Source organism: Clostridium sp. JNZ J1-5, assembly GCF_053901425.1.
On record NZ_CM132773.1, the window covers coordinates 1,037,328 to 1,058,045 of the forward strand.

Here is a 20,718-nt window from a genome sequence, read left to right on the forward strand (position 1 = left end):
TTTTATTGTTTATATTCTAAAGGCTGCCAACAAATTTATTTGCTGACAGCCTAAATTTATATTTTATATAGGGTTTTTAATACCCTTATTTAAGTTTTAATTTATTATTTTTACAATTTACACATGTAATTTTTAATAATAAATGTTATAATTTAATAGCGTGTAAATGACTTAAATAAGGGGGCAATTTAGATTGAAAAAATTAGAAAAGTATATGATGCTAATTGCAGTATTCTTTTTTTCAGGAGCATTTATAGCAGGAAATTATTCTACAGTTCAATTTCCTCCATTTTCATTGACTTTGTTTAGATTTTTATTTGCATTTATATTTATGCTTCCAATTATGAAGTTAAGCGGAGAAAATATGAAGCTACATAAAGGAGATATCTGGTATATAACTATGCTAGCCATAGTTGGTATGGTTGGATATCATGTTTTCTTTTTTTCAGCTCTTAGACACACAAGTGTTATAAATTCTTCTTTAATTGCAGCTATAAACCCTATAGCTACAACTATATTTTCAGTAATAATCCTAAATGAAAAACTTACTACTAAAAATATAATAGCAATAGGAGTATGTTTTTTAGGAATAATAGTAGTTATAACTAAAGGAAATCTTGGAATTTTGAAAACTCTTAGTTTTAACGTTGGAGACCTCTACATGCTGGTTGCGGTAATAGTTTGGGCTCTATATACAGTATTAAGCAAAAAAATGCTGAAAAAATACTCTCCTATTAAAGTAACAACTTATGTATTCGCCATGACAATTGTAGTTTTAATTCCAGCTCTAATCTGGGAAAACCCAGCTACTTATATTGGTAATACAGATATGAAAGGATGGCTTTCAGTATTATACATGGCTCTATTTGCTTCCACTTGCGGCTATTTAATACAACAGATATCCATAAAGAAAATAGGCCCTATGAGGACAAATCTCTATTACAATTTAGTGCCTGTATTTTCAATGATATTATCTTTATTAATATTAAAAACCACAGTAAGTCCAGTGCAAATAGTAGCAGGTATATTTATAATAGTTGGAGTTCTTATAAATACTTCTTTTACATTTACAAAGTAGGACAACCTGTAATTTTACAATAAATAATTAAAGTGGTACTGACAAGTTATCTGTCAGTACCACTTTATAATTATACGAAATCAACCCTCTCTTAAAATAGCCTTACATTAATATTCCCGCTATAGTTCCAGTCATACATGTGGTTAATAATCCACCTATTAATGCTTTCACTCCAAGCTCTGCAATTTCTTGACGTCTTTCCTTAGCAAGGCCACCTATTCCTGCAATTTGTATCCCTATAGAACTTATATTAGCAAATCCACAAAGAGCATAAGTTAATATAACTACTGTCTTTGGATGTAATGCACCACTCTTTATCATTGGAGCAAACCTAGCATAGGCAACAAATTCATTTAGGACTACTTTTGTTCCGAATAAATCTCCAGCTGTTATAATGTCTTGTGTAGGTATTCCCATTACAAAAGCTAGAGGAGCAAATACTCTGCCAAGAATCCATCCAAGACTTAAGTTAGTAAATCCAAAAATTCCACCAACCCATCCAATTAGTGAGTTTACAACAGCTATTAATGCTATAAATGCAAGTAACATTGCACCAACATTTAATGCAAGAGATAAGCCTTCACTGGCACCTGTTGCTGCAGCGTCTATAATGTTTGAACTTTGTGACTCAAGTTCCATATCTAATTTATCCTTTGTAGCTGGAGTCTCTGTTTCTGGGAATATTATTTTTGAAATAATTAATCCACCTGGTGCTGCCATAATACTTGCTGCCAATAAGTAAGAAGCACTAACTCCCATGGCTACATATCCAGCCATTACTCCACCAGCAACTGTTGCCATACCGCCAATCATAATTGTTAACAATTCTGATTTTGTCATTTTCCTTATAAATGGTTTAATTAATAATGGAGCTTCCGTTTGCCCAAGAAATATATTTCCTACTGCCGATAATGTTTCAGCACCGCTAGTTCCAAGCAGTCTCGCAATTCCTTTAGCTAGTATTGAAATTATTAACTGCATTACTCCTAAATAATATAGAATACTCATAAAGGCAGAGAAGAACACTATAGTTGGCAATATTTGAAATGCAAATATCACTCCCATTTTATTTGAATTAACTAAATCTCCAAATAAAAATGCTGAACCTTCTCTAGTAAAATCTAATAACTTATTAATTACCCCTCCAACAGCTTCAAAAGCTACTCTTCCTGGAGGAAACTTTAATATTAAAATACCAAATACAACTTGTAATCCAATTCCTATAGCTACTAATTTCCAATTTATTTTCTTTTTGTTGTTTGACAATAAATAGGCTATTAATAATATTATACCCAAACCCATTAATCCAATTAGTCTATTCATCATTTTTCTCCTTACTATCTTTTTATCTTTAGTATGTTTTTTTAATTATATCGTTATTTTATAAATCCTATTTTTTACTTAATATATAAATTTTACCATCTACTAGCGCATAAATTTCATATTTTACTCAGCTTATAAATTCTATTTTACATAATTATAAATCCATATTTTTCTTAGTCAGAAATACTAGGTAGGTAAAACAGCTTTACCTACCTAGGCTGTTTTTAATATTGAAATGCTCTTACTCTAAAACTTTGTTATTCCATCCTTAGTTACAATACCCTTTATTAATGTTATTGGTTCAACTTTTTCTTCTACAATACTATATGCTTTTAAAATTATTTCTTCTGATTGCTTTCTTTTGTTTTCATCATTAGCATATATAGTTGCTATTGCCTCACCTTTTTTCACAGCATCTCCTATCTTCTTATGGAGAACTACTCCTACAGATAGGTCTATTGAGCTCTCTTTCGTTTCACGTCCTGCACCAAGAACAAGAGCAGCTATCCCTATATCATCTGCCTTTATCCCCTTTACATAACCATCCTGCGGAGATGCTACAGCCTCTACTATACTAGGCTTAGGGAATAATGAAGGATCATCTACGAATCTAGAATCTCCTCCTTGAGCTTCAACTAATTCTCTTAGTTTTGCAAGGCCTTTTCCTGAATTAATTATATCCTGAAGAATCTTCTTTCCTTCTTCAAAACTATTAGCTTTTTTGCCTAATACAAGCATATGAGAACCTAATGTTAAGCAAAGCTCAGTAAGATCAGAAGGTCCTCTTCCCTTTAATGTATCTATAGCTTCTTGTACTTCAAGGGCATTACCTACAGCAAAGCCTAGTGGCTCATCCATGTTTGTTATTACTCCAATTGTGTTTCTTCCAACGTGGGTTCCTATATCAACCATTTCCTGTGCCAATGCAAAAGAGCTGTCTTCATCCTTCATAAATGCTCCGCTTCCTGTCTTAACATCAAGTACAATAGCATCTGCTCCTGAAGCAATCTTTTTACTCATTATACTTCCAGCAATTAATGACATATTATCTACTGTTGCAGTAACATCGCGAAGGGCATAAAGCTTCTTATCTGCTGGAGCTAAATTAGCAGTTTGACCTCCTATTGCTATCTTCTTTTCGTTTACATTTTCTATAAACTTTTCAATAGGCATTTCTACTGAGAAACCTGGGAATGATTCAAGTTTATCTATAGTACCACCAGTGTGTCCAAGTCCTCTTCCAGACATTTTAGCAACTGGCACTCCAGCTGCAGCTACTATTGGTCCAAGTACTAATGTTGTAGTGTCTCCAACTCCACCAGTACTGTGTTTATCTACCTTTATTCCTTCTATTGCTGATAAATCAACAACGTCTCCGCTTTCTACCATTGCTTTTGTAAGGGCAGCTGTTTCTCTTTTATTCATCTTTTGAAAGTAGATAGCCATCATAAGAGCTGATACCTGGTAATCTGGAATTTCTCCCTTTGTATATCCATCTACAAAGAAATTAATTTCCTCAGTTGTAAGCTCTCCACCATTTCTTTTTTTCATTATGATGTCATACATTCTCATTTACATTACCTCCCCTTTCTTTTAGGCTGTAGGTTTTAGATGTTAGATTTCTTTTATTATTTGTTTCATAAGTTTTATAAATGTTTCTCTAACTCTTGCAGATGTCTCCACAACTTCTTCGTGGTTTAGTGGTTGTTCTAGTATTCCTGCTGCCATATTTGTCATGCATGAAATACCAATTACTTTAACTCCACTGTGGACAGCAACTATAGATTCTGGAGCTGTTGACATACCTACTGCATCTCCACCTAGTATACGTACCATTTTAACTTCAGCAGGTGTTTCATAAGTAGGACCGCTCATGCATGCATAAACACCTTCTCTAAGCTCTACTCCTAATGATTTTGCAATTTCTTTTACCCTTTGTCTTAATTGTTTGTCATAAATATCTGACATATCAGGGAAACGAGTTCCAAATTCATTTAAATTTTTTCCTATCAATGGATTATCTCCTGATAGATTTAAATGATCTGATATTAACATTAAGTCTCCTGGCTTATATCCTTCATTTACAGCACCTGCTGCATTAGTAACTATAAGCTTTGAAATACCTAAAAGCTTCATAACTCTTACTGGAAAAGTTACTTCTTTCATTGCGTAGCCTTCATAATAGTGGAAACGACCTTGCATTGCTACAACTTTTTTACCTTCTAATGTTCCAATTACAAGTCTTCCAGCATGACCTTCTACTGTTGATACTGGGAAGTGTGGTATGTCTTTGTAATCATAGTATTCTGCATCTTCTATTTGATCTGCAATAGCTCCAAGACCTGAACCCAATATTAAAGCTATTTCTGGCTTAACTTTTGTTTTCTCTAGGATGTAATCTGCAGCTTCTTTTATGTTGTTATATAAATTCATTTTTATGGCTCCCTTCAATATTTGTTCAGTAATTACTTAGTTATTTCCTTAAAGAAACTTTCACCTACTCTTATTGGTTCAACTGAAAAGATTTCAGCAATTGTTTGACCCATATCCGCAAAAGTTTTTCTTGTTCCTAAGTTTAAATTTTCTTTTAGTGCTTTTCCATAGGCTAAGAAAGGAACATATTCTCTGCTATGGTCTGTGCCAGATGTAGTAGGATCACAGCCATGATCAGCAGTTATAAATAATATATCTGTATCCTTCATTGCCCCTATTATATCTGGAAGTCTCTTATCAAAAGCTTCAAGTCCTTTTGCATAAGCTTCCACATCATTTCTATGTCCCCACTTCATATCAAAATCTACAAGGTTTGTGAAAATAAGTCCTTTTTTATCCTCTTTCATGTAGTCTAAAGTCTTATCTACTCCATCCATATTGTCTTTTGTATGAACAGCTTCTGTAACTCCTTTTCCTGAAAATATATCTTCAATTTTGCCAACTGCCATAACGTTAAAGTTGCTGCTCTTTAAGTTATCCAATACAGTGTTGTAAGGCGGCACCAATGAAAAATCTCTTCTATTTGGAGTTCTAGTAAAGTTTCCAGGCTCTCCAACAAATGGTCTTGCAATAACACGAGCTACTGCATGTTCTCCAACTAACATATTACGAGCAGTTTCACATATTTTATAAAGTTCCTCAAGTGGAACAATTTCTTCATGGGCTGCAATTTGAAATACACTGTCTGCAGAAGTATATACGATAAGCTTTCCAGTTTTCATATGTTCTTCTCCAAGCTCATCTAATATAGCAGTACCTGAAGCTGTTTTATTTCCTAAAATCTTTCTTCCTACAGAATTCTCAAAGGTCTCTACTAAGTCCCTTGGAAATCCATTAGGGTATGTTGGGAAAGGTTGTTCTGAATTTATTCCTACCATCTCCCAATGTCCAGTAGTCGTATCCTTTCCATTAGATAATTCACTAAAACGAGCATAACAGCCTATTGGATTTTCTACTCTATTTACACCAACCATTTCTTCTATGTTTCCAAGGCCTAATCTCTCCATATTTGGAAGATTTAATCCCCCTACTGTTTTTGATATGTTCCCAATTGTATTACTATTCTCATCTCCGTATTTATGTGCATCTGGCAATGCTCCCATACCTACACTGTCTAGTACTATCCAAATTACTCTATCTATCACCTTGTTTACACCTCCATCTGCTAGTAGTCCTTATAATCTTAGTATCCAGTAGCCTGGCTTTTGCTTCCTTCAACTATAGCTATTGATGCACTAGCTCCTATTCTATTAGCTCCTGCAGCTATTACAGCATCTGCATCTTCTCTTGTTCTAACTGCTCCTGAGGCTTTAACTCCCATATCTGGTCCCACAGTTTCTCTCATTAATTTAACATCTTCTACTTTTGCTCCACCAGTTGAAAATCCTGTAGAAGTCTTAACAAAATCTGCTCTAGCTTCTTTTGATAATTCACAAGCTTTTATTATTTCTTCTTTTGTTAAAAGACAGTTTTCAAGTATAACCTTTACTAGTGCTTTTCCCTTTGCAGCTTCAACAACTGCCTTTATATCTTCTCTAACTTCATCATATTTTTTAGCCTTTAAAGCCCCTACGTTAATTACCATATCTACTTCTTGTGCACCGTTTTCAATAGCTTGCTTTGTTTCAAAAGCTTTTACCTCTTTAGTTGTTGCTCCAAGAGGGAAGCCTACTACAACACAAGTTTTAACGTCAGTTCCTTTTAATTCTCTACTTACTAGGGAAGCATAATATGCATTTACGCATACTGAAGCAAAATCATACTTTTTAGCCTCTTCACAAATCTTTATTATTTCTGCCTCTGTAGCCTCTGGTTTTAATAATGTGTGGTCTATATACTTTTCTAGTTTCATTTTATCCTCTCCTTATATTTTCCTTATATTTTGCGTTAAACATAAAATATTATTTTTAGCATTTTATTTTATATAAAATAATAACTTTAAAATTTATCTAATAACTTTTAAAGTTTAAAAATACATTAGATCTCTATTAATTGATGAATTTATTTATAAGCACCTCTAATTATTTTTCTAATTTCACTTACCTTTTATACTGCTATTTCATACTTCGAATCTTGGAACCGCTTACATTAAGTTTAAAACTTTCATTTACTATTAAAAATCTGTTTTAAAAATTGTTGGATAAATTATTTATGGCATCAACAATTTTTAAAACATATCTTACTATCTATTAAGTTTCTTGAGTTTCTGGTATATATTTTTCTGATCCCTTCAAAATAAGCTGCGGCATAAGAGTAACTTTTTCCATTTCCTTATGTTTGCTTTTGTCTAAACCTTCCATAAGCATTCTTAAACTTCTCTTCCCTATTTCCATTGAAGGTCCATTAACATAGCTTATATTCATTCCTATAATATCTAGAACATCTATATTATCAAAACCCATGATTGCTATATCCTCAGGTATTTTATAGTTTTCTTCGTATATAGCTTTAATAGCTCCAAATGTCATCAAATTACTGCTTACAAATATTGCAGTAGGCCTATCTTCCATATTCATAATCTGTTTTGCAATACTGTATCCAGTTTCTCTCCTATAGTCTCCATAAAAAATATATTTTTCATCTATATCAATATTATTCATAGCTAATGCTTTCTTATATCCTACTAATCTATTCTTTGCGGATAACGTTTTTATACGACCTGTTATAATGGCTATTTTTTTATGTCCTGCCTTTATAAGTGCTTCTGTCCCTTGATAGCCTCCCTTTATATTATCAATAAATACTCCACTAAAATTTGAATATTTAACTTCACCTTCTAGCAAAATAACTGGTATTCCTAAATTCTCAAGTATCTTTAAATACTCTCCATTAAATTCGTCTTCTACTGAATTTGGAGTTATTATTACTCCCTGAATTCTTTGTTCCTTTAGTAATTTAAGCGCCTTTAATTCTTTATTTAATGAATCATTAGTATCACAAAGTATTATATTTAAATCGTGCTTGTCTGCTTCTTCACTAATACCCTTTATTACTTCTCCAAAAAACGGATTGTTTATATCCGGAACAACAACACCTATAGTATTTGTTTTGCTAGTAGATAAACTTCTTGCTATAGCGCTAGGAGTATAATTTAATTCCTTTATTACCTTTAATACTTTTTCTCTAGTTTCTTCTTTTACAGATTCTGAGTTATTTAAAACTCTTGAAACAGTAGTTTGGGATACCCCCGCTTCTTTAGCAATATGACTTATTGTAACAGACATATCTGCTCCTCCTTACTAATTAAGGGAACCGCTTCCATTAAAATCTAGTTAACGGTTTCATATATTCTTCTATATAACTATAATATATTATTTTCTTATCCATTTCAATATTAGTATATAAAATATGTCCTTTGAAAATTACAGTATTTACTCATTTTCAACTCTATTTATATTTAAAAACAGATTGGTTAATTTTTCAGAAGTATATCCTAATAATGCTCCACAAATCATAGAAATAATAGCTATACTAAAATTCATTTTAGAAGCTAGGTAAGCAGACCATCCTATAAAGCCACCAGGTATAAATGAAACTAAAGGTATTTTAGATTGTAAACAAATTATTCCGGAACCGATTCCATTAGAAACAGTTACAGAAATTGTTTCATTAAAATAGGCCATTAATACTACAGATAGTTTACTCATTAAAGCTCCCCAAGTAACACCACTTAAGTTATTAAGAATACCTATTCTAAGACCTTTTATTCCACCTCCTGCTGCAAAAAAGCTAGACCAAGCCAGGAATCCTGCAATAGTACTAAGACCTAATGCAAAACTTACCATTGTCCATATTGCAGCAATAATGCAACTACTAATTCCAATAGCAATTATCTTCCTCATAAAATTCCTCCTCAGTTTAGTCTAATCAAAAAAATATTCCCTATACATACTTAGATAAATTGTACATATAGGGACGAATTCAATTCGTGTTATCACCCTGTTCCATACGAATTATAAAAATCGTATTTACCTTGTAACAGTGGCAAACCAAAATCTTTTAAAAGATTTCAACGCTATTAACTTGTTAGGATATTAAATAATATAATGTATTATTTATCTTTTATCAATAGGTATTTTAAGGAATATTACTTATAATATAAGTATAGTGCGACAAAATATCGGCTTTGGTAACCAGAGTGAGGTGCTAAAAATCGAAGGTATATAATTCAACAGAGAATCTTCGCTACGTTAAGAAGTTCTAAGTTTGTGCCTTTAAAAATTCCCTACCCAGTCCTATGCATCGTCCTGATGCAGGCCTGGCTCCCACCCGTCCTAGGTGGGAATTACGGTAATTTTCAAATTCACAAACTAAGAACTTCTAGAACTTGCTCAAAATTCTCTTAATGAATTATATACTTTCTAACTTTTAGTACCTTAAAGTTGGTAAATTAAGGCCGCTATTGCTTATACAAAACATATATTAACAACTTTAATAGTAATAACTATTTATACTATAGTTAATTTAATGATCAGTGTAAGAATTATATCAATTGTCTTATTAAAAAAGCGCATAGCGGTTTAACCCGATAGGGTGACAGGGTTTTAGGCGTAGCCTGTTGAATTTATGCTAGTACCTCCTGATTACAATTAATTAAGGTATATAAGAAGAATCCTAGATTTTAGAGGAGATTTGTAACAAAAAACAGTTTCGATAAATGTCAACATGCTATCGCATTTATTTATAATAATTCTTTAAATTGTACTCAATAATACTTACCTAAGTAACTTTACAGTATGGCTACACCATAGAAAGTTATCATTTTGATTTTTGAAGTCCTGTTAGTACTTACTACATTAATTATTAGTTGCAACTAATTAAGGCATGTAAGATTACTGGCTAGCATATATGTATCAATTGAAGAAACTTTGAAGGAATAGCTAGTAGTACTTAAGGCTGCTGTTTTAAAAATTCGTAATTGTGCTCAAGGACGAGCACAGCCCGCTCCCCCACAGGACGTGGGATGGAGCGGGGTAGAATTTTTAAATAAAGCAGCCTTTAGTACTACTTTATGAGCTGAAGGTTTCTCAATGATACATATATGCGTTAGCCAAGTAATCTTACATGCCGCTATTTTGTAGCAGTTTACTTATATTATTTTAAAGGCATTAAATAAACTATTTTCCTAAGGTTTCCTAGTTTACCTAGAATCTTATATAGATACACCCTAAAACTTTTGTTAGAATAACACATGAAGCGAAAAAGAACTAAGCCGAATCTCCAAATGGAGTACGGGGGATTTATTTTTAGGGGTGAATCTGTATTTTTCAGTAGGGTGACCTCAACCCGAACCCGTCAACTAACCTCGGAGGCAAATGGGAGGTAAAAAATGATAAATAAAAAATTAGGAACGTTTTTAGCTACTATGTCAATGTCACTTTTATTAGCTTTTCCAGCATCAGCTGCTACTTATAAAGTAGTACCTAAGGATAATCTTTATAGATTAGGCATACTTTTTAATACATCAGTTGATACACTAAAAGCTAATAATAAATTATCTGGAGATACTATATATGTTGGACAAACTCTACAGGTTCCAGGTAGCACTTACACAGTGAAAAAAGGCGACACACTTTATTTAATAGCTAAAAAGTACGGTATTTCTCTTGATTCATTAAGAAAAGCTAATAACAAATGGGATAATTTAATTTATCCTGATCAAACTCTTACTATTCCAGGTGGTTCTGCATCATCAACTCAGCCTTCTGGAAACAATGTACAAGCTCCTGCATCATCAGCTCAACCTTCTGGAAGCAATGCACAAGCTTCTGCATCAAAGAGTGTAATTCCTTACAGTTCTAGCGATTTAGATCTTCTTGCAAGATTAGTAAGAGCAGAAGCGGAAGATCAGCCTTACAGTGCTAAAGTTAGTGTTGCTGCAGTAGTTATAAATAGGGTTCAAAGTAATGAATTCCCTAATACACTAAAAGACGTTATATATCAAAGAATTAGTGGTTATTATCAATTCTCTCCAGTTTTAAATGGAGCGATAAATAAACCAGCATCAGAAGAAGATAGAAAAGCTGCTTTAGAAGCACTTTATGGAAAAGATCCTACAAACGGAGCATTATTCTATTTTGATACAAGCGCAACTAATAAATGGCTTTGGTCAAAACCAGTTGCAGCTAAAATAGACAAAATGGTATTTGCTTACTAATAAATATAGCAGCCTTGAGAACTAAGAAATAAGGTGCTAAAAATCGAAGGTATATAATTCAACAGAGAATCTTCGCTGCGTTAAGAAGTTCTAAGTTTGTGCCTTTAAAAATTGTCTACCCAGTCCTATGCAGCGTCCTGCTGCAGGACTGGCTCCCACCCGTCTTGGGTGGGAATTACGACAATTTTAAAATTCACAAACTAAGAACTTCTAGAACTTGCTCAAAATTCTCTTAATGAATTATATGCCTTCTTGCTTTTAGTACCTTAAATTGTTTAAACTAAGTGTGACATCTTTCTTATAAATTATTAAGTTAAGAGTTAATAGTTAAGGACAACTTTTCTCCATTAGCATTACGAAAAGTTTTTAATTATAGAAGAACAGATGTTTAGCTTTTCTAAAGGAATTACCTATAGGGCAATTATATTTAACAAATTAAATATAATTAAAATTTTTCGTAGCAAGGCGGAGAAAAATATCCATCACTATTCACCTTTAACTATTAGTTATTCACTAAAAAGTTGATTCGCAACTTACATATATTTGAAACTGTAGGATTACTATATAATGAACTTAATAAAAATCCTTTAAATATTCTCCATATCCTTCTTCTTCTAATTTGTCCTTTGAAATAAATTTTAGTGCTGCACTGTTTATACAGTATCTTAATCCGCCCTCGTCCTTTGGTCCATCTGGAAATACATGACCTAAATGAGAATCCCCATGCTTACTTCTAACTTCAGTTCTTATCATGCCATGGCTCAAATCTAGCTTTTCATGTAAATGCTCTTTTTCTAGAGGTTTTGTAAAACTAGGCCATCCGCATCCTGAGTTAAATTTATCTAGTGAACTAAATAGCGGTTCTCCTGAAACTATATCTACATATATCCCTTCTTCTTTATGTTCCCAGAACTCATTTTCAAAAGGTCTTTCTGTTGCATTTTCTTGAGTTACGCTGTATTGAATAGAATTTAACCTATTCTTTAGCTCATCTTTATTAAACTTTGAATAATGCTTTTTATTCATGTACATACTCCTTTCCATATCTAGTGTACCTATTTATCCAACTCTTAAAACAACTAAATTTTATTAAGTTCAAGATAAACACCACCACCATATAGAATTAGTGTATTATTGTCCTTTATAAAAAAAATACATCCATTTCCTTTTGCATCGGCAGCATCAATTTCTGTTATAGTATTGCTTTTAATGCCTAATTTATCAAAGGTAATACGATAACTTGATTCAAAATCATCCTTAGAAATAACTGATTTTTTGTAAATAGGATTAACTGCTGTATTATTTAAAGAATCAACTTCCTCTCCAAAACAACTTGCACTTTCCTTTGAAAAAACTAACTTTTTTCCTATTATGGCTTTTATGTTATCATCACTATATGTACCTACAGGTCCAAATGCTAAGGCCTTTTCAATCTGCCATTGACCATAAAAATGTTCTTCCTCTACTTTTTTATCGGTTAAATCATTTGTACTTGGAGTTTGAACAGTTTGTTGTGTTTGTTCTGTCTTACCCTGTTCAGAACTATTAGAGATACTTGTACTTGTGTTATTTACCACTTTCCTTGCTTGTTGATTAGTGCATCCCAATACACTAAAACTAATCATCATAATTGCAACTATTTCAAATGTTACTTTTCTTTTAACCATAAATCCCCCTCATTTCCTATCCTTAGTGAACCATATTTAAAATAAAACCAGTAATTGTAGTATTGAAAAACCTGTGAAATATATAATTAATTTCACAGGTTTAATTTATTTTATTAAATAACTTTTGAATATCTCTAAACATTTATTCCATAGAATATCTCTGTCATTTCTTTATTTAATTTGTCAAGGATAGCTTCTTTTTCTTCCTCTGATAAGTCCTCTTCTTTAATTTCAAATAGATAATTGCTTAAGTCTAAATCCTTTAACTTCATTTTTGTATGGAATATATGTGATTGATATATATTCATATCTATCAAATTGTATCTATTTATTGTATCTTCTGCTATATAATTTTGAATTGAATTAATTTTATGGTCTATAAAATGTTTTTCTCCATCTATATCTCTAGTAAATCCCCTTACTCTATAGTCAATAGTTATAATATCCGAATCAAAACTATCTATTAGATAGTTTAGTGCTTTTAATGGAGAAATTGTACCGCATGTTGAAACATCTATATCAACCCTAAAAGTACTTATATAATTTTGAGGATGACTTTCTGGGTAAGTATGGACCGTTACATGGCTTTTATCTAAATGTCCTACAATATTTTCTCTAATTGGGGTCAAAATTCCCCTATTACAAGATGGATCAAGTACATAAAGCGGAACTTCTTCTTCTGAAATTAATAATGTTACACTTGCACCTTGCGGATCATAATCCTGCTTAGCAACATTTAATACACTTGCACCTATAGTTTCTGTAACATTTGTTAATATTCTTGTTAATCTTTCTGAATTATATTGTTCATCAATATACTCAATATACTTTTTTCTATCTTCTTCGGTCTTTGTATAACAAATATCATAAATATTAAAACTTAATGACTTTGTTAAATTATTGAAACCATACAATTTAAGCTTATTTTTATTAGTTTTGCCCAATTTCCTTCCCCATTTCTAGTATAATTTCATATTAAATTTCTAATATGTATTTTACTATTATTTCCCCTATAATTAAAGAGTTTTCTATGATTTTTTTCAAAATCTGACTACTAAATATTTACCATTTAAAAACGCGCTATTTTTTAACCTACTAATTGAATGTTTTAAATGTAAGTAATTCTACCATAGCCCAAAACTACACAATATTAACATCTATTTAATCAACTTATTATGAGCATAATATTTATAGTACATCTTTAACTTGATTAATTTTCCCTAGATTTGATGTTTAATACTTATATCAAAATTCTTAACTAAAAAGTTCATAGGAAATAGAGGTGTTTATTTTAATATGTTTAAATTTATTAGTACTGTTTTAATATCATTGGTAGCTGTTAATCCTTTATTAAGTAGTAGTACAAAAATAAACAATTCACATTTTACAAATAGAAAACCAGTTCAAACCAACTCTCAATATGAAACAAATATTGTAGAATACGAACCAGATTCTATTTTAGATTACTTGAGAAATGTATTCAAAAACGAAGCACAAACTGGTGTAAGCACCAAAGAATATAATTGGTATTTTAAACATGTTGCAAACGGAGAACCTCCAGAAGCTCCAAAGGAAACTGCTCATTTTGTTCCCAAATATGATAGTTATTATATAGGAGATATTTCAAAAAAGACAATATACTTAACCTTTGATGAAGGTTATGAAAATGGTTATACTGCGCCAATACTAGATGTATTAAAAAAGCATAATGTTAAAGCTGCTTTTTTCGTTGTGAAACCATATATAAAATCAAACCCTGACCTGATTAAAAGAATGGTAGATGAAGGCCATTTAGTTTGTAACCATAGCGCTCGCCATCCTTCTATGGCATCTATAATAGATCAAAGTAAATTTAATAAAGAATTATCTGAGGTGGAAGATGCTTTTCAAGAAGTTACAGGGAAAAAAATGCCTAGATACTTTAGGCCACCTATGGGAAAATACAGTGAAAAATCCCTTCTCTATACTAAAAGTTATGGTTATAAAACTATATTTTGGAGCTTTGCCTATGCAGATTGGCAACCAAATAAACAACCTTCACCGGAATTTGCAAAAAAACGTATATTAGATAGGACTCATAATGGTGCTATTATATTGCTTCACGCTGTTTCTAAAACCAATGCAGATATATTAGATAGTGTAATTACAGAATGGAAAAAACAAGGATACGAGATTAGAAGCTTAGATGAACTACCTAAAAACTTATCTTAAATCAACTAAAATTTATAGATTAGGCTGTGTTTTAACAGATTGTTGATGACCTATAATAATGAACTCAACAATCTTTAAAACAGCCTTAATCTACTATTAGCTATCTAATATTTTTTCTGTATATCCATACTTTATGATTTCACCATCTTTTAATATAACTACCTTGTCGGCAAGACTTTTTGCATCCTCTTTATCATGCGTAACAAATATAGATGTAATACCCATTCTATTAATAATTTCTTTTAACTCACTTCTTATTTTGTTTTGTAGATGAGCATCCAAATTGCTAAATGGTTCATCTAAAAGTAAAACAGAGGGACTTGGTGCAACAGCTCGTGCTATAGCTACCCTTTGTTGCTGACCACCACTTAACTCATGAGGATATCTTCTTTCATATCCTTCAAGATTAACTAGATCTAACATTTCCTTAACTCTTTTATCTTTTTCACTTTTACTAATTTTTTTTAATCCGAACATTACATTTTCAGCAACAGTCATATGAGGAAATAGAGCATAGTCCTGAAATACCATTCCTATTCCTCTTTTTTCAGGTAATATAAAAATTTCTTCACTAACAACATAATTATTATCTATAATAATCTGTCCATCTTCTGGAATTTCCAACCCAGCAATCAGCCTTAAAATCGTACTTTTTCCACTTCCGCTTTCTCCAAGTATTGATACTATTTCACCTTTTTGTACATCTAAATTAAAGTTTCTTATATTACTTTTCTTAGAATTTTTATATTTAAAACACAAATTATTAATTTTAACTAACATTACTGTACCTCCCTATCGCCAACTTTATTTAATAAGTAAATAGAAAAAATACTTATTATAATAATTATTAAAGAAGCTATGGATGCCTCATGAATCATCTCATCGTTTGCATATTCAAAGGCCTTAGTAGCTAAAGTATTGAAATTAAAAGGTCTTAATATTAGAGTAAGTGGCAATTCTTTTATAATATCTACAAAGGCAAGAGCCACTCCGCTTATTATTGCTGGCTTTATCATTGGAAAATCCACCTTGAAAAAAGTCTCTATTGTACCTTTCCCTAGAGTTCTAGAAGCTTCAAAAAACTTTTTCCCAACCTTTTCAAAACCTGATTCTATAGATTGATATGATATTGCTAAAAACCTAACTATATAAGCAAAAATAAGCATAAAAATGCTTGTACTTAAAACTAGATTTTGAGAGTTCGGACTAACTACTTTATAAAATCCATATAACTTTCTATCTATTCCTACAAAAAGCAGTATAACACCTATTGCAATTACAGATGCCGGAGTAGAATAGCCTAATATAGTTATTTTAGAAAATAATTTTCCAATAAAATTTTCGTGTATTCTGCTAAAATTTGCAATAATAATGGCCATTATAGTTATTATTATTGAAGAGAATAGGGCTATCCATAAAGAATTAAATATAATGTTAATAAATTTAAAACTTAAAATTTCTTTATAAGTAAGAAGACTCCAACTAAACAATTGTAAAGTTGGTACAACAAAGCTAATGCTAAAAATTATAAAGCAAAATGCAGAGGCCAGAAATGCCTTTCCTCCCTTTAGCTTTATTCTAGATATAGGCTTAAATTTAGTATTTGTGAAGCTATATCTTTTTTTACCTCTAATCCATTTTTCTAAAACTAAAATTGTAAATACAATAAACATAAGTATTGAAGATAATTTTACTGCTGAATTAATATCTCCCATAGAAAACCATGTTTTAAAAATAGCTGTACTAAAAGTTGGTATTCCAAAATACGAAACTACTCCATAATCATTTAATACCTCTAACACAACTAACACAGTTCCTCCAACTATAGCTCCTCTAGATATCGGAACTACCACTAAAAAAAATATTTCTAGTGAACTTCTTCCGAGAAGCCTTGCATTTTCTATCAATGATGCTGATTGTTTTTCTAAAAAAGCCTTTGTAATCATAAAAATATATGGAAAAAGGGAAAAAGTAAAAATAAATACTGCCCCCTTAATAGACATGATATCTAAATATTTACTATTTAGATTAATTCCTAAATTATATCTGAAAAACTTTTGTACAATCCCCGTATAATTAAATATTCCATTATAAGTATAGGCAGCTATATATGGCGGAATTGCCATAGGTAAGATTAAAGCCCATTTAAAAAACTTTCTTAGCGGAAATTCATAAGCTGCAATTAGCCAAGATAATGAGGTTCCTATTATTACAGTAAAAATTCCTGTTGCTAACGTGATTTTTATAGAATTAAGTATATAATCTTTTAATAAGTATCTTTTTATATGGTACCAGTTTGAATTTCCTTTAGTAAATATATGCGCTACGATATCTATGTTTGGAAGAATTATTAATACTATGAATAGGCAACTCAATAAAAACCAAAGATCTATGTTAACTTTTATTTTTTTAATTTTAAACAATAACTTCACATCCTTTGTATAAATAGAAAAGTTTATGTTGTAAAAAAAGCAACCATAAAAGGCTGCCTTTTTTACTTCCAACCTACTTCATTTAGAATTTCTACTGCTTTTTGATTAAACTCCCCTAACTTAGATAAATTAATATCTTGAGTTTTAAATTCTCCCCATGACTTTAATAATTCTGAAGGTTGTACATTTTTATTTACAGGGTATTCAAAATTAGCTTCTGCAAATTCACTTTGTGCTTTAACATCAGATAAAAATTCTATTAATTTAATAGCATTTTCTTTGTTTTTAGCATTTTTAGTAACACCAGCTCCACTTATATTTATATGTGTGCCATTTGTACTTTGATTTGGAAAAAATACTCCTATTTTTTCAGCTACTTTCACTTCTTCCGGATCAGAAGATTTTAACATTTTACCTACATAGTAAGTATTCATTATAGCAATATCTCCTTCTCCTGCTACTGCAGCTTTAGCTTGATCTCTATCATTTCCCTTAGGCTCTCTTGCCATGTTTTCCACAATTCCTTTAGCCCATTCCTTAGCCTTTTCTTCGCCATTTATAGCTATAAATGAAGCTAAAAGCGATTGATCGTATATACTGGATGAAGGTCTTGTTAATATCTTTCCTCTCCATTTAGGATTGGTTAAGTCTTCATATGTAGATAATTGAGAAGGATTTATTCTATCCTTAGGATATACTAAAACTCTTGCCCTTACTGTAAGCCCATACCATTCTTTATCTTTATCTCTTAAATTTTCAGGTATATTTTTTTCTAAAACATTTGATGATGCCACTTGTAAAAGTTGCTTGTTTTTTGCTCTATAAAGCCTTCCAACATCTGCTGTAATTAATGCATCAGCCTGCGTATCCTTTCCTTCTCTTTCAAGTCTCTCTATAAGTTCATCCGATTTTCCTTCTACTATATTTACCTTAATACCTGTTTCTTTTGTAAAAAGTTCATAAAGTTTTTTATCCGTATCATAGTGTCTATCTGAATAAACATTTACAACTTTTCCCCCACCTTGTTCTGAACTTTTACTGCTAATAGCGGTTTTATTGCTTGAACATGCAGCTAATAGCATAGTTGCCCCAAATATAGTTGCAATAAGTGCTGCTGTAATTGTTCTTTTATTCATAAGAATAATTCCTCCTTAATCGATTTTTATTTTTATTTGAGATTGATAACCGTTATCAACATTATTTTATTATATACATTTAAAGCTGTCAAGCATTCCTTCATGGTAATTATTTCATTTACAATTAATTAGTATGAATAATATATAATTTGTCAATGATAATATGGAATATAGTAATAGGAGGGATTACTCTACAATGGAAAAAGCAAACTATCCAGTTATTTCAGTTTATATTGATGATATTCAAAAAATATCAGAAAAAGATACTAGCGAAAATAGTAGTAATTCTGATACAACCTTTTCTATTTCTGTTTACCCTAAAATTTCAAAGATTACTAGAGAAAAAACTTTAGCTTTTGTTTATGAACTTATAAATTACTTTACCCCTAATCTATTGCTTCATCATCAGCAAGACGAGGTTCCTGTCTTCACCATATATTTAGGAGTTAGCGAATCACAGCTAGATATCAATACCTATGGAGGATATTATACAAAATTTATTCATAGCATACCTGAACTCCAAGATATTTTAGATGATTTATTTTTAATGGTAAGAGATGACCTAGATATAACACGTTATAATGTTGACGAAATTATATCTGAGCTCCAGAATATGCCTAGAATTGATATCAAGGAAAACCTAAATGAAAAAGAAAATAAACCTTCAGCAGATAATGAAGATCTTGATTGGACATATAATAGAATAATTAGAACACCTTATAGCGAAGTATACTCTCTACATCTAAATAATGAAAATGCAGGCCAGATTCATATTCACATTGGAAAAAATATTGATACTACGATAATTACCACTGTTGATATAACAGAAAAGGAAAAAGCTGTTCTTATGGGAATGGTTCACGAAACCTTATTAGAGCTTTTAGAAGAAGAACATAAGACTCATTCTACAATTAATTTTTATAGCGAAGCTGTAGAAGATATAGATTAATAAGGCTATGTTTTAAGAGATTGATGATTTAGTATAATTAAAAAAATAGCTAAACTGAAAAAACTTATTTCTTGTTTAGCTATTTCTTACATTTAATATAAATTTATATAATTTATTGTTGTTTTTCAAACACATATAATTTTCCATTTTTAGCTTTTAAAAATCTATCACCTCTAAAGCCTTTTTTAAGTAAAATTCTCTGTATCTCATACAATGTTCCTGCATGGCTAACAATTATAATATCTTTGTCCTTTTCCTCAAGAATAACATCTAGAATACTGTTTATCCTCTCTAATGTTTCTCGCCTCATCTCTGGTTGAGATGCATGATTTCTTATCCATGCAATTCTACTTAATATTGCCCAAAAATAATATGGTAATGGTATTTTAGTATTCATCATAGCCGCAGAAGGAATTTCTACTAGTTTATCCGTTATTACAATTTCACCATGGTATATAGTTTTTGCCGTAGTAATGGCTCTTGGCATGCTACTGCAATAGCACTTTTCCCAATACTTATCCACTACAACCTCATTTTTTATTACATCTGATATATCATACTTGTGCATATAATTATTATATTGTTCTGACGTCATAAAAATATTTTTCTTTAAGTTTACTTTAAAATGTCTTACAAGTCCTATTTTCATATTTCTTCTCCGTTCACCTGTATATTAATTATTCCCTGCTTCCTTTAAGATGATCCAAATTATATTTTGCTTGGCTAATCTCTATAATATGCATAATTAATAATACTATTCATTGCATAAGTATAGTACGACAAAATGGCAGCCTTGGTAGCTACAGAGTAAGGTGCTAAAAACTGAGGGTGTCAGGGCTTTAGGCGTAGCCTTTTGAATTTATGCTAGTACCTCCTGATTACAATTAATTAAGGTATATAAGAAGAATCCTAGACTTCAGAGGAGACTTGTAACTCCAACTGAAGCTTATTAACATAATTATTAGAAGTTTTACTCCTTAGAAATATTTACTAGCATGTATAACTATTAAAAAACAGTTTTGAAAAATATCAACATGCTATCGCATTTATTTATAGTAATTCTTTAAGTTGTACTCAATAATACTTACGTGGTAACTTTATAGTGTGGCTACGCCATGCAAAATTATCATTTTGCTTTTTGAAGTCATTTCAGTATTTACTATAGTAATTACTAGTTGTAACTAATTAAGGCATGTAAGATTACTGGCTAGCATATATGTATCAATTGAAGAAACTTTGAAGAAATAGCTAGTAGTACTTAAGTCTGCTGTT

18 protein-coding genes and 1 riboswitch are annotated in these 20,718 nt (G+C 31.1%); of the genes, 4 read left to right on the forward strand and 14 right to left on the reverse strand.

Going from position 1 to position 20,718, the window contains the following annotated elements; translation table 11 throughout:
- Positions 1-193: 193 nt before the first annotated feature.
- Positions 194-1,078, forward strand: coding sequence for a DMT family transporter (locus tag ACWW38_RS05010; RefSeq protein WP_456259710.1), 885 nt, complete (start codon positions 194-196; stop codon positions 1,076-1,078).
- A gap of 102 nt (positions 1,079-1,180) precedes the next feature.
- On the opposite strand, the gene ACWW38_RS05015 is transcribed toward ACWW38_RS05010, so the two are convergent.
- The 7 genes from ACWW38_RS05015 to ACWW38_RS05045 form a co-directional block, all read right to left on the reverse strand.
- The gene (locus ACWW38_RS05015; RefSeq protein ID WP_456259711.1) at positions 1,181-2,401 is read right to left on the reverse strand and encodes a NupC/NupG family nucleoside CNT transporter; all 1,221 of its coding nucleotides are present in this window, start codon (positions 2,399-2,401) and stop codon (positions 1,181-1,183) included.
- A gap of 246 nt (positions 2,402-2,647) precedes the next feature.
- Positions 2,648-3,973, reverse strand: coding sequence for a pyrimidine-nucleoside phosphorylase (locus ACWW38_RS05020; RefSeq protein WP_456259712.1), 1,326 nt, complete (start codon positions 3,971-3,973; stop codon positions 2,648-2,650).
- Between the two features lie 42 nt (positions 3,974-4,015).
- Entirely contained in the window at positions 4,016-4,834 is an 819-nt protein-coding gene (locus ACWW38_RS05025) for a purine-nucleoside phosphorylase (RefSeq protein ID WP_456259713.1), read from the reverse strand.
- A gap of 32 nt (positions 4,835-4,866) precedes the next feature.
- Entirely contained in the window at positions 4,867-6,039 is a 1,173-nt protein-coding gene (locus tag ACWW38_RS05030; RefSeq protein WP_456259714.1) for a phosphopentomutase, read from the reverse strand.
- A 38-nt stretch (positions 6,040-6,077) separates the two neighbouring features.
- Positions 6,078-6,746, reverse strand: a complete 669-nt coding sequence (gene deoC, locus ACWW38_RS05035; protein ID WP_456259715.1) for a deoxyribose-phosphate aldolase — start codon at positions 6,744-6,746, stop codon at positions 6,078-6,080.
- Positions 6,747-7,083: 337 nt separating this feature from the next.
- On the reverse strand, positions 7,084-8,118 hold the full coding sequence (locus ACWW38_RS05040; RefSeq protein WP_456259716.1) for a LacI family DNA-binding transcriptional regulator: 1,035 nt from the start codon (positions 8,116-8,118) through the stop codon (positions 7,084-7,086).
- A 147-nt stretch (positions 8,119-8,265) separates the two neighbouring features.
- Positions 8,266-8,736, reverse strand: coding sequence for a DUF1097 domain-containing protein (locus tag ACWW38_RS05045; protein WP_456259717.1), 471 nt, complete (start codon positions 8,734-8,736; stop codon positions 8,266-8,268).
- A 1,358-nt stretch (positions 8,737-10,094) separates the two neighbouring features.
- Positions 10,095-10,223: riboswitch (cyclic di-AMP (ydaO/yuaA leader) on the forward strand.
- On the opposite strand from ACWW38_RS05045, the gene ACWW38_RS05050 reads away from it, so the two are divergent.
- Positions 10,224-11,051, forward strand: a complete 828-nt coding sequence (locus tag ACWW38_RS05050) for a cell wall hydrolase (RefSeq protein WP_456259718.1) — start codon at positions 10,224-10,226, stop codon at positions 11,049-11,051. It abuts the riboswitch before it with no gap.
- A 573-nt stretch (positions 11,052-11,624) separates the two neighbouring features.
- Here the strand turns inward: ACWW38_RS05050 and msrB are convergent.
- The 3 genes from msrB to speD all read right to left on the reverse strand — a co-directional run bounded on the left by msrB (position 11,625) and on the right by speD (position 13,662).
- Positions 11,625-12,077, reverse strand: coding sequence for a peptide-methionine (R)-S-oxide reductase MsrB (gene msrB, locus ACWW38_RS05055; protein WP_456259719.1), 453 nt, complete (start codon positions 12,075-12,077; stop codon positions 11,625-11,627).
- A gap of 53 nt (positions 12,078-12,130) precedes the next feature.
- Positions 12,131-12,718 (reverse strand): hypothetical protein, encoded by a 588-nt coding sequence (locus ACWW38_RS05060; protein ID WP_456259720.1) that lies wholly within the window; start codon positions 12,716-12,718, stop codon positions 12,131-12,133.
- A 134-nt stretch (positions 12,719-12,852) separates the two neighbouring features.
- On the reverse strand, positions 12,853-13,662 hold the full coding sequence (speD, locus tag ACWW38_RS05065; protein ID WP_456259721.1) for an adenosylmethionine decarboxylase: 810 nt from the start codon (positions 13,660-13,662) through the stop codon (positions 12,853-12,855).
- 352 nt (positions 13,663-14,014) lie between these two features.
- Here speD and pdaA point away from each other — a divergent pair, with 352 nt between their 5' ends.
- Complete coding sequence (gene pdaA, locus ACWW38_RS05070) at positions 14,015-14,929, forward strand: delta-lactam-biosynthetic de-N-acetylase (RefSeq protein ID WP_456259722.1); 915 nt, start codon at positions 14,015-14,017, stop codon at positions 14,927-14,929.
- Between the two features lie 96 nt (positions 14,930-15,025).
- Here pdaA and ACWW38_RS05075 read toward each other — a convergent pair whose 3' ends face one another.
- The 3 genes from ACWW38_RS05075 to ACWW38_RS05085 all read right to left on the reverse strand — a co-directional run bounded on the left by ACWW38_RS05075 (position 15,026) and on the right by ACWW38_RS05085 (position 18,497).
- Entirely contained in the window at positions 15,026-15,709 is a 684-nt protein-coding gene (locus tag ACWW38_RS05075) for an ABC transporter ATP-binding protein (RefSeq protein ID WP_456259723.1), read from the reverse strand.
- Positions 15,709-17,352, reverse strand: coding sequence for an ABC transporter permease (locus ACWW38_RS05080; RefSeq protein ID WP_456259724.1), 1,644 nt, complete (start codon positions 17,350-17,352; stop codon positions 15,709-15,711). Before ACWW38_RS05080 ends, ACWW38_RS05075 begins: the two co-directional genes overlap by 1 nt.
- A 71-nt stretch (positions 17,353-17,423) precedes the next feature.
- Positions 17,424-18,497 carry a Fe(3+) ABC transporter substrate-binding protein gene (locus ACWW38_RS05085; protein WP_456259725.1) on the reverse strand — a complete coding sequence of 358 codons (1,074 nt, stop codon included), beginning with the start codon at positions 18,495-18,497 and terminating at the stop codon, positions 17,424-17,426.
- A 196-nt stretch (positions 18,498-18,693) separates the two neighbouring features.
- On the opposite strand from ACWW38_RS05085, the gene ACWW38_RS05090 reads away from it, so the two are divergent.
- Positions 18,694-19,446, forward strand: a complete 753-nt coding sequence (locus ACWW38_RS05090) for a hypothetical protein (protein ID WP_456259726.1) — start codon at positions 18,694-18,696, stop codon at positions 19,444-19,446.
- Positions 19,447-19,558: 112 nt separating this feature from the next.
- On the opposite strand, the gene ACWW38_RS05095 is transcribed toward ACWW38_RS05090, so the two are convergent.
- Positions 19,559-20,095, reverse strand: a complete 537-nt coding sequence (locus tag ACWW38_RS05095; RefSeq protein ID WP_456259727.1) for a histidine phosphatase family protein — start codon at positions 20,093-20,095, stop codon at positions 19,559-19,561.
- Positions 20,096-20,718 lie beyond the last annotated feature (623 nt).

Excerpts from the sequence above, each read along its gene's own strand:
- ACWW38_RS05045 (WP_456259717.1), bottom strand. The coding sequence starts at position 8,736 with ATGAGGAAGATAATTGCTATTGGAATTAGTAGTTGCATTATTGCTGCA.
- ACWW38_RS05060 (WP_456259720.1), bottom strand. The coding sequence starts at position 12,718 with ATGGTTAAAAGAAAAGTAACATTTGAAATAGTTGCAATTATGATGATT.
- ACWW38_RS05095 (WP_456259727.1), bottom strand. The coding sequence starts at position 20,095 with ATGAAAATAGGACTTGTAAGACATTTTAAAGTAAACTTAAAGAAAAAT.
- ACWW38_RS05090 (WP_456259726.1), top strand. The coding sequence starts at position 18,694 with ATGGAAAAAGCAAACTATCCAGTTATTTCAGTTTATATTGATGATATT.
- msrB (WP_456259719.1), bottom strand. The coding sequence starts at position 12,077 with ATGAATAAAAAGCATTATTCAAAGTTTAATAAAGATGAGCTAAAGAAT.
- ACWW38_RS05040 (WP_456259716.1), bottom strand. The coding sequence starts at position 8,118 with ATGTCTGTTACAATAAGTCATATTGCTAAAGAAGCGGGGGTATCCCAA.
- pdaA (WP_456259722.1), top strand. The coding sequence starts at position 14,015 with ATGTTTAAATTTATTAGTACTGTTTTAATATCATTGGTAGCTGTTAAT.
- ACWW38_RS05015 (WP_456259711.1), bottom strand. The coding sequence starts at position 2,401 with ATGAATAGACTAATTGGATTAATGGGTTTGGGTATAATATTATTAATA.
- ACWW38_RS05050 (WP_456259718.1), top strand. The coding sequence starts at position 10,224 with ATGATAAATAAAAAATTAGGAACGTTTTTAGCTACTATGTCAATGTCA.
- ACWW38_RS05020 (WP_456259712.1), bottom strand. The coding sequence starts at position 3,973 with ATGAGAATGTATGACATCATAATGAAAAAAAGAAATGGTGGAGAGCTT.
- ACWW38_RS05025 (WP_456259713.1), bottom strand. The coding sequence starts at position 4,834 with ATGAATTTATATAACAACATAAAAGAAGCTGCAGATTACATCCTAGAG.
- ACWW38_RS05085 (WP_456259725.1), bottom strand. The coding sequence starts at position 18,497 with ATGAATAAAAGAACAATTACAGCAGCACTTATTGCAACTATATTTGGG.
- ACWW38_RS05075 (WP_456259723.1), bottom strand. The coding sequence starts at position 15,709 with ATGTTAGTTAAAATTAATAATTTGTGTTTTAAATATAAAAATTCTAAG.
- deoC (WP_456259715.1), bottom strand. The coding sequence starts at position 6,746 with ATGAAACTAGAAAAGTATATAGACCACACATTATTAAAACCAGAGGCT.